Here is a 12,905-nt window from a genome sequence, read left to right as displayed (position 1 = left end):
CATAGGACGGATCAATCAGGTCTGCCCCAGGGACCCCGCGGGGCAAAGGACAAGGCGGGGCCCCTGGGACCTGGATCCATTACCTGGGGGCCAGGTTCTTCCTGAACTCGTCCATGAGCTCCCGGGTCATCTTCTTCTCCAGCTTGGGCCAGCTCTCCGCTATGGCCTTGGATATGGGGAGCAGCTGGGCCTCGCTGTAGCGGAAGACCTTTATGCCCTTCTTCTCCATGGCCTTCATGGAGGCCTCGTCCAGGGCTTTGGCCTCGTCGATGCTCTTTATAGTGGCCTTGGTCATAACGTCCGCTATGACCTTCCGGTCCTCGGGCTTGAGCCTGTCCCACACCTTCTTGCTCATGAAGAAGTTGATGCACTCCATGGAGTAGTTGGTGGCGTACCAGTACTTGATCACGTCGCCCAGTGCGGTGAGGGCCGCGGTGGTGGCAAAGCCGTTGACCCCGTCGCAGACCCCGGTCTGCATGGCCTGATAGACGTCCGCGTAGGGTATGGTTATGGTCCTGTAACCCATAGCTTCGGCCCCTAGCTTGTACACGTCCATGTTGGGAACCCGGCAGAGGATGCCCTTGTCCACCTTGGGATTTAAGGGGTCCTTGGCGGGCTTGGTGGTTCCGGTCCCTATCATTCCCTCCACGTAGAATCCCAGGAGCTTGACCCCAAGCCGTCCGTTGAGCTCGTCCATCTTCTTGAAGAGCCATCCATTGGGGGCGAATATCTTCTTGGCGGAGTCGTAACCCCGGACGTAGCCGTTCACGTACATGAGCTCAAGCCTAGGATCGAACTGACTGGGAACCGATATGAGGGCCATGTCTATGGTGCCCTTTATGAGCTCCTCGTAAACCAGCGTGTAGTCCCCCAGCTGGTTCCCGGGGTACACCCTCACGGCAATCCTGCCGTTGGTTCGCTTCAGTATCTCCGAGGCTATGTCTCTCATGAGTCTGCTTCCCGGGTGGTCCGCCGGGTACTGGCCGGCGAACTTAAGGGTGATCTCCGCCCCGAACGCGGCGGGCGCGAAGGCCAGGAACGCCAGAAGCCCCATTATCAATCTCTTCATAGCCACAACCCCTCCCTTTGAAATGTAAAATATCAAACTGCAGACGAAATCAACCACCAGGCCATGTACCACCCCCTCATCCAAGTCCAAACGAATAAAAAATCCACCATACTCGCTAACAAAGACAAAAAATAACCTAATCCCCCCAGAATACGCGGGGAATAAAACTAAATCGAATTTATTTTAAATAACGATTGATATTTCAGATATTACAAGAAAACCATACATTGGCTTGACTGATACGTCAAGTGCTCCGAACCTTCCACCCACCCCAAGGCAAACATCAAGTAGTTTGCCCCCAGGCCCCAAAGGACAACGCCGACAAAGAGGATCAGCACGAAGGTGCAAGGGCATGAACGAGCAAACGCATAAAATGTATAAACAAAATGCACCGTCTGCCCAATTTCCCAATTTCCCCATTGCCCTATTGTGATAGCTTTTTCAAACGCGTAACATTGAGACACCGCCGCGGATTCACGCGGGCGGAATCTCTTGACTCAAATGATTCAAATTGACCCAAAAACTCGAAAAGAGGTGATCCCATGAGAGCCCTACTGGTGGTGGACGTGCAGTACGACTTCCTGCCCGGCGGCGCCCTTCCGGTGCCCCATGGGGACCTGGTGATACCGGTCATAAACAAGATCATGGACCGCTTCCCCCTGGTAGTGGCCACCCAGGACTGGCACCCCAAGGGGCACCTCAGCTTCGCCTCCAGCCATGAGGGGAAGGATGCCTTCCAGTCGATCCACCTGAACGGACAACCCCAGACCCTGTGGCCAGACCACTGCGTGCAGGGCACCGAGGGGGCCATGATCTCCAATGAACTTAGGCAGGAGCCGATCCAACTCATAATCCGCAAGGGCACCGATCCCAAGGTGGACAGCTACAGCGCCTTCTTCGACAACCTCAAGATCAGGCCCACCGGGCTCGCGGGCTACCTGAGGGAACGGGGGGTGACGGAGGTCTGGGTGGCGGGGCTGGCGGGAGACTACTGCGCCTTCTACTCCGCCATGGACGCTGCCGAAGCGGGCTTCTCCGTCTTCTTCCTCGAGGACGGCGTAAGACCCATAAGCCCAGAGGGGTTCGAAAGGGCCAAGGAGGCCATGATCCAAAGGTGGATAAAGATCGTCACATCCAGCCAGCTGGACCATTGATCATTGACTATCGCAAAGCACCTGGAATATCTACGCGAACACCCACACCCCTAACCCCTAAAGGGGCCGCAAGGCCCCGAACAGGGCTCACCCACAGGGGACCCAAGACCACGAGGGAGGCGGATTAGGTTGAACCCACTAAAGTTAAAGTTTAAAAACCAACAGGGAGGACTCGAAAACCCCAAGAGCTCCGTGAAAAGGGCTTACATGTTGCTCACCGCGGGGATCATCGCCGTCCTCTTCGGAACGATCCACTTGAGCCCCTGGGGATCCCAGGCCCTGGCAGGGGAGGATAGGATCCTCTCAGGGGACTTCTCCCCCTCCTCCCAAGGGGAGGCCCTGTTGAAGGACCTCGTAAGATCCCTCTTGCCCGAGGAGATGGTGGTGGTCTTAGACCAAGAACCGACCAACGGGGAAGCAAGGCATATGTACATTTTAGCCCGGGGGGCCAAGGCGGCAGGGGTCAGGGTGGACCAGATAGCCATGGAGGCCTTCTTCGTGAAGATAAACCCCAAAGGGGATGAGGGCGGGTATCCCTTCACCGCCATAGAGGGACTGTTCCAGTGTTCCGTTACCGATCAAGACGTGAACCGTTTCCTCAAGGACGCGATCATGGGCTCCGGCGAAAATTCATGGAAGGGGCTGAACGTGGAGTTCCAGGACGGAAGGCTCAGGGCCTCCGGGACCTTCTGCTCCAAGGGGATATCCGCGGTGGTCCGGCTGGACGGGGCTCTCTCGATCAAGGACCAGTCCGCGGTGGAGCTCAAGGACTACACCGTGAAGGTGAACGGCTCGGAGACCCAAATGGAGGAGATCCGGAAGGCCATCCGCGACGCCCAGCCCCTGCTGGACCTGTCCGGGATGCCCTTCCCGGTGAAGCTCAAGCGCATATCCGCCGCCCAGGGGGCGCTCACACTGGGGACCGAGAAGGAACCGGCGGAGTTCCAGGGCATAAGATACGTCTATCAACGGTGACGGAGTACCCCAGGGGGAGGGGGACACCCGTCTAGACGCTAAGAAGATCTAGACACAAGACAAGAGGGCAGGAAACCCCTGCCCTCTTGATTTTTACCCTTGCCCTACTTAAGGAGTATTTTTATCTCTTTCACGTCACTGAAGACCCCGGGCTGAACGCCCAGTGCCTCCGGGAGGTCCTGCCATTCCGAGCTATCCCCCATCATGCACAGCACCCTCCCGACATTCCCGCCGTAGCTCCTGTCAAAGGGCCTTATGAGGCCGGAGAAGAGGGGATACGTTCCCTCCAATCGCTCAAACGACAACCCTCTCACGATCATCCACTGCCCCATGTTCCTAACCTTTCTCATCTCATGGTCGTAAACGTGACCCAAAGGGACTATCTGGAATCCCCCTATCTCCCCCAGGGGGCTGGTGCTCACGCATATCACCCCCGGGTGATTGGCCCTAACCCCTCCTTGAACCTGATACAGGGTGCCCAGGAATCGCCCGGAGCTGTCGAAGGGCTTCTCCACCACCGCCACGGGGCACTCCTCCCCGTTAACCGCCAGATAAACATGCCCCCCCTCCCAGTTCTCAAACCTTATGTACGACGCATCCTCCGCCGGGGCCTCCACGTCTATCTCCAGGGATGCCCCATATTTGAGCAGGTCCTTGGACCTGAAGGGTATCCTATAACCCAACCGGTTCACCACATAGACCCTGGAACCCACCGGGGGGGCGTAACGGCCAAACAGCCCTATGCCTCCCACACCCTCAACCACCAGGCTTGAACCGGTGCCCGCCACCGCCACAAACGTGCTGGACGGTATTATGCTAAGGGTCCTGCCCTTCCCCTTCTCAACATCCAACAGCAGGTGGAGCGCATTGGCCCCGGAGGCTATCACCTCCCCACCGCTGCCGTTCCGACTGGCGGTGAAGCCCGGATAGCGGGTCTTCCACGGGATGAGCCGAACGGTACCCAAGAAAACCCGCCTACCGTCGGGATATACCGCCTCCACCGGCGCCCTTGGCTCAAGGGGAAGCTTCAAGCTGTAGAGCAACTCTCCACACCACCCGGCAGGCACGACTCCTAAGTAAGTAACCGACCCACAGAAGGCCCCACAGGGCCAGCCCAAAAACCAACAAAGATCTCAACAAAGCCCTCATGAGGAATTATTATATCCTATTAATGTTTATTTTAAAATAGTCCTCCGGTCACTACCCGAGGTGTTCCAGCATGATCTTCACCCCTATGATGATGAGCACCGCTCCACCGGCTATCTCAAAAGCCCCTCCCCGGGGTTTGAAGAGCCGTCCGGATCCCAGCACCCCCAAAAGACAGACCAGGAAGGTGACAAGGCCTATGACAGCAGAGGTGAAGGGGACGTTAAGCCTCATCCCAATGAACCCAACCCCCACCGCCAGGGCGTCGATGCTGGTGCCTATGGAAAGGGTCAAGAGCCGGCCAGGTCCAAGATCTAGGCTGGCGGGGCAAGTCTCTCCCCTCAGCTTCTCCCGGCCCTCCAAGATCATCTTCACTCCAACAAAGGACAAGGCCCCAAGGGCAACCCAGTGGTCCACCCTCCCAAGATATTTACCGAAGGAGCTTGCCCCCAGCCAACCCAATAAAGGCATGATGGCCTGGAAGAACCCGAAGCTAAGGGAAAGCTTCAGCGCCCCCTTCATGTCCGACAGTCCGCAAACCCCCATGGCGCAGGACACAGCAAAGGCGTCCATGGAGAGGCTGAGCCCAAGGGCCAACGAGAATAGGAGATCCAAAAAACATACCCCCATCCGGCTTGATGAGATAACAAAAACTCGCATATTCTACTACCATACCACGGGAAGATAAAAACCCGCTGGGTCGGCGACAAGCCCAGGGACAAGCCCTGAACAGCCACGGATTCCCATAGGAGGGATGAGAAGTTGAAGAGCCACACCGAGTACCTATGGATGAACACCCCAAGGCGGAAGGAGCTGGTTCACATAACCCCGCTTCTCGACGAGATCCTCGAGCGCAGCGGCATATCCGACGGCTTCATGCTGGTCTCCGCAATGCATATAACGTCTGGGATAATCGTAAACGACAACGAGTCAGGGCTTCACAAGGACATAATGGAGTGGCTGGAGCGCCTGGCCCCGGAGGACCCCTCTTACCAGCACCACCTCACGGGGGAGGACAACGGGGATGCTCACCTAAAGCGGATCCTGGTGCACCATCAGGCGGTCATCCCCGTTACGGATGGCAAGCTTGACCTAGGACCCTGGGAAAGGGTCTTCTACGCCGAGTTCGACGGCCAAAGGCGCAAGCGGGTGGTGGTGAAGGTAATAGGCATCTAGGCGTCATCTCCCAGGTAACGTTTAAGCTCCTCCTCAAGTCCCTTAAGCTTATCGATCAGGTCCGGGAGGCCCTCCAAAACCTGAAGATTTCCCCTATCCCTCCACCGGTGGAGCATATCCGCCAGGTCCTTTTCCAGGGACAACGCCCCAAGGTATCCTGCGGTGCCCTTGAGCCGGTGGAGGGACTTCTCCACCTTATCCGCCACCCCCTCGGCGGATAACCCGGACTCCACGGCGCTCTCGAGGGAGCTCACGTAGGAAGGGATCATCTTGAGCACGTCGCTTGCAAAGTCCTTGGCCAGTTCCTTTGAGCCGTCCGCCATCTCCAGCAGAACCGCTGGATCTATCAGGGACTTCTCCTTGGAAGTGAAGGCCCAAATACGGCCAAGCTCCTTGCGGAGCCTTGAGGGTGAGACCGGCTTGGCCAGGAAACGGTCCATCCCGGCCTCCACGCAGGCCTTCCGGTCCTCAGGGGATGAGAAGGCGGTAAGCCCCACTATCAGGGTCCTCCGGCCGGAGCCCTTCTCCATCCCCCTTATACGGCGGGTCACCTCAAGGCCATCCATCACGGGCATCTGGACATCCATGAGCACCATGTCAAAGGGCCCTTCCTGCTCAAATATCCCCAAGGCCTCCTTCCCGTCGGAGGCGCATAGGACGTCAAGTCCCATCCGGCGAAGCACGGTGGTCATGAGACGCTGGTTGGCCCAGTTATCCTCCGCCAAAAGCACCTTGAGCCCCTTCGGGAGCTCCGGCACTTCCGGTTCCTGGTCCTTCTTCGGCAAGGCCGCTTCCGACGCCCTCTCAAGGGGCAGCCAGAAGGAGAACTCACTCCCCTCCCCCTTGCTACTCCTAACCTCTATGGTGCCACCCATTAGAAACACCAAGCTCTTGCAAAGCGCAAGACCAAGCCCAGTGCCCGGGAGCCGGCGGGTTAAAAGGTCCTCTCCACGTTCAAAGTAACCGAATATCCGGTCCAGGTGCTCCTCGTCTATCCCAACCCCCGTGTCGGACACCACGAACAGAACTCCCCCGTCCTTCCAGGTTATCCGGGTGGACACAGTACCTCGCTCGGTGAACTTCACCGCGTTGCTCAAAAGGTTCCATAAAAGCTGCCTCACCCTCAACGGGTCCCCCAGGAAGAAACCCCGGGCGGATCGATCTATGCGCTGCACGAAGTCAAGCCCCTTGCGCTCCGCCTCGGCACCCATGAGGCTGAAGATGGGGGAACACACCTCCTCTATGGAGAAGGGGACCATCTCCAGCTTAAGCTTCCCAGCCTCCACGGCGGCGATGTCCAGGATGTCCCCCAGTATGTCCATGAGGGACGAAGAGGCCTGGTGGATGAGCTCCAGATCCCTCCTCATATCCGGATCCCTGCATTCCTCCAGGAGCACCTCCGACAGCCCCACCACCGCGTTCATGGGGGTCCTTATCTCGTGGCTTATGTGGGACACGAAGGCCATCTTGGCCCTGGAGGAAGCCTCCGCCCTCTCCTTAGCCTCCCTTAGCACCCTCTCCATCCTCTTCATCGAAGTGATCTCGGTCATGACCCCCACGAAGCCGCCCACCCTGCCGCAGTGGTCAAAGAAAGACGCCTTCCGTATCACGAAGTCCCTCCGGTCATCGTCGGACCCCATGGAGAAGTCGAAGCTCATGGTGCCAGGGTTCTTAAGCAGCTCCATGTCGGAGCTGACGTCCCGGGCCACAAACTCCTCAGGCAGGACCTCGGGCTCCATCTGGAAATCCCCGTCCCCAAGCCCAAACAGCTCCTGAAACGCCCTGTTGAACCCCTGATAGCGCCCCTTTGCGTCCTTGTAAAAGACTGGGTTGGGTATGGTGTCAAGAAGGGTCTTAAGGAACTTCAGCTGGTCCTTCTGCTCCCTGTATATGCGCTTCTCCTGGGTAAGGTCATCTATAAAGCCGAAATGCAGGTAGTCCTCCGGATCGCTCGAGAACCCCTTGACCACGGTAGCTATTATCCTCACCGGGATCCTGGAACCATCAGATCTTAGGAGCTCTATCTCATACCTTCTCTGCCACCGTATGTTCCTTAAGCTCCACTGGTAATCTATGATGGACCTCTGATCCTCCGGTACCAGCGCCCAAAGGGACTCCCCAACTACCTTATTCCTGTCGTACCCCAGAATGGTCTCGAAGGATTTATTGACGTAGGTTATCCTGCCGGAGCGGTCCACCGTGAGGAACGCCTCCCCGGCATTGTCAAGCACGGTCTTCCACTTGAGCTCGGACTTCCTGAGCTCTTGTTGGTAGCGCCTCAGCTCCGACACGTCCCGGGCTATCCCCACCAGGTACTTGCAGACCCCGCTATCGTCACGATGCCCCACCGCCCGCAGGGCAACCCATACCTCGCTCTGATCCCCCCGGATCATCCGGATCTCCACGGAGGCACTGCCGTCCGATTGGGCCTCTTCTAAAAAGGAGTTGAACGCGCCCATGTCATCGGGATGTATCACCATGCCCAGGCTGAAACGGACCAGGAAATCCGGAATGGGCATCCTGAGGAGTTCCTCCATGCCAAGGGTTAGGAACATCCACTTGCGGTCCGATGTCCTGATGCACCATATGGGGTCAGGGCAGGAGTGCAAAAGATCCAACAGCGGAAAGTCCAGGAAACCCGACCCCTCATAACCAAAGGGCATATCGATCCACTCCTTCCAGCTTCACCGACGAGATCCAGCCAGATCAACCGGCATTTCCCACCACCGGGACGTAGAGGTTAACGGGCCTGCCCCTGCCCGCGTGCTTCAGCTTAAGCTCCACCTCCCCCTCCCGGATCAGGTAGTCCAGGTATCGGCGCACCGTGGACTTAGAAAGTCCAAGCTCCTCCGCCAAATCCTCACTGGTCATCTCCCCCTTGGAGGACAGGCAGGATAATATTCCCTTCAGCGTGGCCCTGTGAAGGCCCTTGGGCAACTCCTCCCCCGAGTCCCCCCGGGGGAAGAGCCTGTCCAGGTCGTCCTGGGAAAGCCTCTGGTCAAGCCTCTCAAGCCGGCGCCGGAAGGCCACGAAGTCCTCCATGGCCTTTCTGAACCGGGATGCCCCGAAGGGCTTTATCAGGTAGTCGAAGATACCAAGCCTCATGGCCTCCCCAACCACCCTGGGGGCCCCCTCGGAGGACACCACTATGGCGTCCACCTCCGCCCTAAGGGCTCGGATCTGCCTTAACGCCGCCAGTCCATTGGCCCCCTCAAGGTATATGTCAAGGATTAAAAGGTCCGCCCTGCCGCCCCTTCGGAAGTAATCGAGCAGCTCATCCCCGGAAGAGGCCACCCCAATTAGCCTTATCCCCTCCACCCCCTCCATGAAGGCCCTGTAGAGCCTCACCATGGAACGGTCGTCCTCGGCTATCACCGCCCCGTAGGGAACCATGGAAGCCCCCCTTTCGTCTAAGACCATGTTTAAATGATAGACGAAAGGGGGACCTTATTCCACATCGGCACCTGGGCCCCATCAAGAGGCTGAGGCGTCAAGGGCCGGGTAAGGGCTGTAGGAAGGGGATAGACGGCCCGCCCCTTCCTTCCCGCTCACCTTGAAGCGGGATATCTCCCGGTCCAGCTTCTCCGCTATGGCCGCAAGTTCCGTAGCCCCCTGAGCCACCTGCTCCGCCACCTGGGAGACGTCCCTTATCTGGGACGCCACCACCGAGGTGGCGTCGTGCACGTCCCTCGTCTTGTCCGCCATGCCCTGGATCACCGAGGCTATCTCCTCCGCGCTTGCCGCCTCCTCCTCCGCCGTGGCCGCCATGTCCTGGGCCGCCATGGATATGCCGCTCAAGCTCTCGCTTATCCGCTCAAAGACCTCCAGCACCTTCTGGGACAGCTCCCTTACCTGGTCCGCCCCCTTGGCGTTGTCCTCCACGGACTCCACCACCACGTTGAGGTCTTGGGATATGGCCTCCGCTATGTCCGATATGCTCTTGGCCGCATGGGCGGACTCCTCCGCCAGCTTGCGCACCTCCTCCGCCACCACCGCGAAGCCCCGGCCGTGCTCACCCGCCCGGGCGGCCTCTATGGCGGCGTTCAACGCCAAGAGGTTCGTCTGGTCCGCTATGCCCCCTATCTGGGCCACTATGGCCTGTATGGTGTTGGCCCTCTCGTGCAGCTTCTCCACCATCTCCATGGAGCTTCTGGCCTTCTCCGCCACGCTGCCTATGGACTCAACCGCCTGCCTTACGAAGGCCATCCCCGCGTCCTGCTGCTCCTTGGCCTTCACCACCTGCTCCGCCACCTCGGTGCTCCGCTGGGCGGCGGTGGACGACGCGGAGGCCACCTCACCCACGCTGGCGGATACCTCCTCGGAGCCGGAGGCCAGGTCATCTATGCGGGAAACCGTGAGCTCCAGCTGGGAGCGGACCTCCTGCACCGAAGCGTTGGCCTCCTCGGCGGTGGCGGAGAAGGTCTCCGCCTGATCGCTCACGCTCTGGGATATGGACCGCACCTGGTGGATTATCTCCTCGAAGTGGCGGAACATCTTAGCCAAGGACACCCCCAGGATCCCTATCTCGTCCCCGTAGCTGCCGGGATCACCGAACCTGAGGTCCAGGTTGGTTGCCATGTCCTCGATCTTCTTCACCATGGCTGTCAAGGGCCTTGATATGGAGAGGGTTACCCCAATCCCTACCAGCAGCGCCAGAAGGGCCACCAGCAGGGAGATAGACACCGCCACTCTTTTGGCATTGCCCACCGAGCGATCAAGTCCCTCCTTTGAAGAGGACATCACCCGCTGGGAAACCCCCACCAGCTCCTCCAACGCGCCTATGGCCCTCTGGGTCTTCTCCCTTGATGCCCCAAGGAAGGCCTTTATCTCCTCCTCGGAAGCTCCGGAAGAGGTCATCTCCTCTACCCTTATGTTAACCTCCCTCATAGCCTCCAGGGCCGCCCTTGCCTCCTCGTAGGCCTTAAGGCTCCCAAGATCCCCTGCCCTGAGGGTGGCCTTGTAACGGTCCAGGTACTCCAAGGCCTCCTCTATGGACGTTACCGACTCCTTTGCCCACTTCTCCCGGTCCTCGGGGGTACGGGAGTTCAAAGACCGGTAGCTGTTTATGACCGACATCTCCCCGCTTGCCATGGCGGACATGGCCCAGCGCATCCCCGAGGCCCCAAAGGAGTACATCTTGTCTGCCTCCCCCTTGGCCATATCCAGTCTTGACAGGAGGAAGGCGGAAACACCCCCCATGGCTATCACCAAACCGATGAGCAGGAACCAAAGCCTGGCCCTTATGGAGAAACCTCTGAGCACCCTTTCCATTCTTAACACCCCCCTCATCTTCAGCAGGTATCCATCCATAAAATCCCCCTAGAGTTACGATGATGATAATTTATTGTAACTAAAAATCAACATTTTATGCCATAAAAACAACCCCGCGGGGGTTTTGTAATGCCCCACGGGGTTGTTTGGTAGCTGAAGTTAGGAGAAGATGCCCGCCGCGGCCTATGCCTGTATCAGCTCCTGCCCAGGTTCCTCACGAACCACATGGCGCTGTCGGGGAACAGGACGATGATCACCACCGCAAGGAACATGAGGATCACGAAGGGAAGAACGCTTTTGCAGATCTCATCCATGGGCACATCCTGGGCGACCCCCTTGAAGTAGTAGAGCCCCAACCCCACCGGGGGGGTTATATAGGAGAGAAGCAGGAGGGAGCAGAAGACGATGCCCCACCAGATTGGGTCGTAGCCCAGCTCCACCACCGCAGGGGTGAGGATCGGGGTCATGATCATTATTATGGACACCGGGTCTATGAACATGCCTAGAACGAAGATTATGGCCATTGAGAAGGCCAAGACCGAGAACTTAGCCGCCGGCATGGAGGTTAGAAAGCCCACCATCAGGGCTCTTCCGCCTATCCCGCTGAACACGGAGCTGAAGGCGGAACCGGCGGCCATTATCCAGCAGGCCATGGATGTGACCTTGAGGGTCACCAACAGGGAGTCCTTGAGCACATCCCCCTTAAGGCGTCTTCTCAAGGCCACGTAAGAAAGGCTCAGGAAAGCCCCGACCCCCGAGGCCTCGGTGGGGGTGGCCATTCCGGAGAATATGGATCCCAGCACGCCGATTATTATTAGGAAGGGGCCCACTATGAACCGGAGGGAGGCCATCTTCTCCCTTAAGGGGATCTCCTCCGCTATGACCGGCACCCTGTCCTTGTTCAAGGTGCTGTATACCCATATGTAGGCGATGAAGACCAACGCCATCACCAGGCCAACTCCAAGGCCCCCGGCGAAGAGCTTGCCCACCGAAACCCCCGCCACGGAGCCGTAGACTATCATGTTGAAGCTTGGGGGGACCACCTGGGGAAGACATCCCGCCGCCAGGAGGGAGCCAATGGAAAGGCGCCTGTCGTAGCGGTTCTTCTCCATGACCGGGAAGAGGATGAGCGCCATGGCGGAAACCGCCGCGGCGATCACTCCCGACATGGCCCCTATGAGGTAACCGAAGAGCACCGCCACGATGGCAAGAGAACCCCTCACCTTTCCGAAGAGGTCATAGAGGGTGGTAAAGAGCTCCTCCGCCACCCCGCTCTTCTCCAGTATGGCGGACATGAACACGAAAAGCGGCAGGGACACCAGGGCCCAGTTGTTCATGAGGGTCCATATGCCCTGGAAGACCACGTAAAGCCCGCCCCATCCCCAGTAGACAACCCCAAAGACCATTGAAGTTACGAAGAGGGCGAAGGCCACCGGGAGGTTGATGAGTATCATCCCGAAGAGGGCGGCGAACATCACTATGGGGGCGTAAGACTCTGACATGGGCTCTACATACCTCCTTCGGGGACGTCCTTGGATTTCAAACGCCGGATGAAAAGCGACAAAGCTTGAAGCCCCATTAGGACAACTCCCACCACCGGGACCCACTTAAACCACCATATGGGGGGGGCGAACACCACCCCAAGGCTGGAGTCCACCTCCCGGAGCAGGAACGACTGATGGGCTATGGGGAAGTTGACGTACAGGATCACACCGCAGCAAGCCAATATTATGACCAGGTTGATGAGATCCAAAAACCGCTTAGCCCCCGAAGGAAGCCTGGTGTAGACTATGTCCACCGAAACGTGCCCCTTCTCAAGGAGAGTATAAGCTCCCCCCATCACGAAGAGGGTCCCATACATCCAAACGGATAGGAACATGGCCCTAACATCGGCCCTTCCGACGAAGTACCTCACCGCAACCCCGTACACCACCACCGCCACTATGGCCAAGGTGATGTACATGAGCACCTTTCCCACCAAAGCGCTGATGCGGTCTATCAAGCTCAACCTATCACCCTCCAGCTTCATGGGTTTAAACCGGGCCTTATAGGGTAATAAAAGCCGGGGGCGCGGACCGGCAACCCGCGGCCCCGGACATCTATGACCCCCATTA

At 58.4% G+C, this 12,905-nt stretch carries 11 protein-coding genes; 3 read left to right on the top strand and 8 right to left on the bottom strand.

Going from position 1 to position 12,905, the window contains the following annotated elements; translation table 11 throughout:
• Positions 1-79 precede the first annotated feature (79 nt).
• On the bottom strand, positions 80-1,069 hold the full coding sequence (gene dctP, locus THEVEDRAFT_RS01540) for a TRAP transporter substrate-binding protein DctP (protein WP_040825578.1): 990 nt from the start codon (positions 1,067-1,069) through the stop codon (positions 80-82).
• A 542-nt stretch (positions 1,070-1,611) separates the two neighbouring features.
• Here dctP and pncA point away from each other — a divergent pair.
• Both pncA and THEVEDRAFT_RS01530 read left to right on the top strand, forming a co-directional pair.
• Positions 1,612-2,223 carry a bifunctional nicotinamidase/pyrazinamidase gene (gene pncA / locus THEVEDRAFT_RS01535; RefSeq protein ID WP_006582966.1) on the top strand — a complete coding sequence of 204 codons (612 nt, stop codon included), beginning with the start codon at positions 1,612-1,614 and terminating at the stop codon, positions 2,221-2,223.
• A gap of 129 nt (positions 2,224-2,352) precedes the next feature.
• Entirely contained in the window at positions 2,353-3,198 is an 846-nt protein-coding gene (locus tag THEVEDRAFT_RS01530; RefSeq protein ID WP_006582965.1) for an LmeA family phospholipid-binding protein, read from the top strand.
• Positions 3,199-3,302: 104 nt separating this feature from the next.
• On the opposite strand, the gene THEVEDRAFT_RS01525 is transcribed toward THEVEDRAFT_RS01530, so the two are convergent.
• Together THEVEDRAFT_RS01525 and THEVEDRAFT_RS01520 are read right to left on the bottom strand one after the other, a co-directional pair.
• Complete coding sequence (locus THEVEDRAFT_RS01525) at positions 3,303-4,241, bottom strand: hypothetical protein (RefSeq protein ID WP_156787080.1); 939 nt, start codon at positions 4,239-4,241, stop codon at positions 3,303-3,305.
• 157 nt (positions 4,242-4,398) lie between these two features.
• The gene (locus THEVEDRAFT_RS01520; RefSeq protein ID WP_040825576.1) at positions 4,399-4,974 is read right to left on the bottom strand and encodes a manganese efflux pump MntP; all 576 of its coding nucleotides are present in this window, start codon (positions 4,972-4,974) and stop codon (positions 4,399-4,401) included.
• 132 nt (positions 4,975-5,106) lie between these two features.
• On the opposite strand from THEVEDRAFT_RS01520, the gene THEVEDRAFT_RS01515 reads away from it, so the two are divergent.
• Positions 5,107-5,520: a secondary thiamine-phosphate synthase enzyme YjbQ gene (locus THEVEDRAFT_RS01515; protein ID WP_006582962.1), complete on the top strand. Its 414-nt coding sequence runs from the start codon at positions 5,107-5,109 to the stop codon at positions 5,518-5,520.
• On the opposite strand, the gene THEVEDRAFT_RS01510 is transcribed toward THEVEDRAFT_RS01515, so the two are convergent.
• The 5 genes from THEVEDRAFT_RS01510 to THEVEDRAFT_RS01490 all read right to left on the bottom strand — a co-directional run bounded on the left by THEVEDRAFT_RS01510 (position 5,517) and on the right by THEVEDRAFT_RS01490 (position 12,799).
• A complete protein-coding gene (locus tag THEVEDRAFT_RS01510; RefSeq protein WP_006582961.1) occupies positions 5,517-8,183 on the bottom strand; it encodes a PAS domain-containing sensor histidine kinase in 2,667 nt (888 codons plus the stop codon). The two genes, THEVEDRAFT_RS01515 and THEVEDRAFT_RS01510, sit on opposite strands and share 4 nt — an antisense overlap.
• Positions 8,184-8,226: 43 nt before the next feature.
• Complete coding sequence (locus THEVEDRAFT_RS01505) at positions 8,227-8,940, bottom strand: response regulator (RefSeq protein ID WP_245522690.1); 714 nt, start codon at positions 8,938-8,940, stop codon at positions 8,227-8,229.
• A 54-nt stretch (positions 8,941-8,994) separates the two neighbouring features.
• The gene (locus THEVEDRAFT_RS01500; protein ID WP_006582959.1) at positions 8,995-10,830 is read right to left on the bottom strand and encodes a methyl-accepting chemotaxis protein; all 1,836 of its coding nucleotides are present in this window, start codon (positions 10,828-10,830) and stop codon (positions 8,995-8,997) included.
• Positions 10,831-10,985: 155 nt separating this feature from the next.
• On the bottom strand, positions 10,986-12,293 hold the full coding sequence (locus THEVEDRAFT_RS01495; RefSeq protein WP_006582958.1) for a TRAP transporter large permease: 1,308 nt from the start codon (positions 12,291-12,293) through the stop codon (positions 10,986-10,988).
• A gap of 5 nt (positions 12,294-12,298) precedes the next feature.
• Complete coding sequence (locus THEVEDRAFT_RS01490) at positions 12,299-12,799, bottom strand: TRAP transporter small permease subunit (protein WP_006582957.1); 501 nt, start codon at positions 12,797-12,799, stop codon at positions 12,299-12,301.
• Positions 12,800-12,905: the final 106 nt, after the last annotated feature.

Origin of the sequence: Thermanaerovibrio velox DSM 12556 (assembly GCF_000237825.1) — a bacterium.
Taxonomy (GTDB): Bacteria; Synergistota; Synergistia; order Synergistales; family Synergistaceae; genus Thermanaerovibrio; species Thermanaerovibrio velox.
Note: the sequence above shows the minus strand (reverse complement) of the source record. Positions and strands in the feature narration are given on the sequence as shown.

Coding starts and splice junctions, on each gene's coding strand:
- dctP (WP_040825578.1), bottom strand. CDS start 1,069: ATGAAGAGATTGATAATGGGGCTTCTGGCGTTCCTGGCCTTCGCGCCC.
- pncA (WP_006582966.1), top strand. CDS start 1,612: ATGAGAGCCCTACTGGTGGTGGACGTGCAGTACGACTTCCTGCCCGGC.
- THEVEDRAFT_RS01520 (WP_040825576.1), bottom strand. CDS start 4,974: ATGGGGGTATGTTTTTTGGATCTCCTATTCTCGTTGGCCCTTGGGCTC.
- THEVEDRAFT_RS01510 (WP_006582961.1), bottom strand. CDS start 8,183: ATGCCCTTTGGTTATGAGGGGTCGGGTTTCCTGGACTTTCCGCTGTTG.
- THEVEDRAFT_RS01505 (WP_245522690.1), bottom strand. CDS start 8,940: ATGGTCTTAGACGAAAGGGGGGCTTCCATGGTTCCCTACGGGGCGGTG.
- THEVEDRAFT_RS01500 (WP_006582959.1), bottom strand. CDS start 10,830: ATGGATGGATACCTGCTGAAGATGAGGGGGGTGTTAAGAATGGAAAGG.
- THEVEDRAFT_RS01495 (WP_006582958.1), bottom strand. CDS start 12,293: ATGTCAGAGTCTTACGCCCCCATAGTGATGTTCGCCGCCCTCTTCGGG.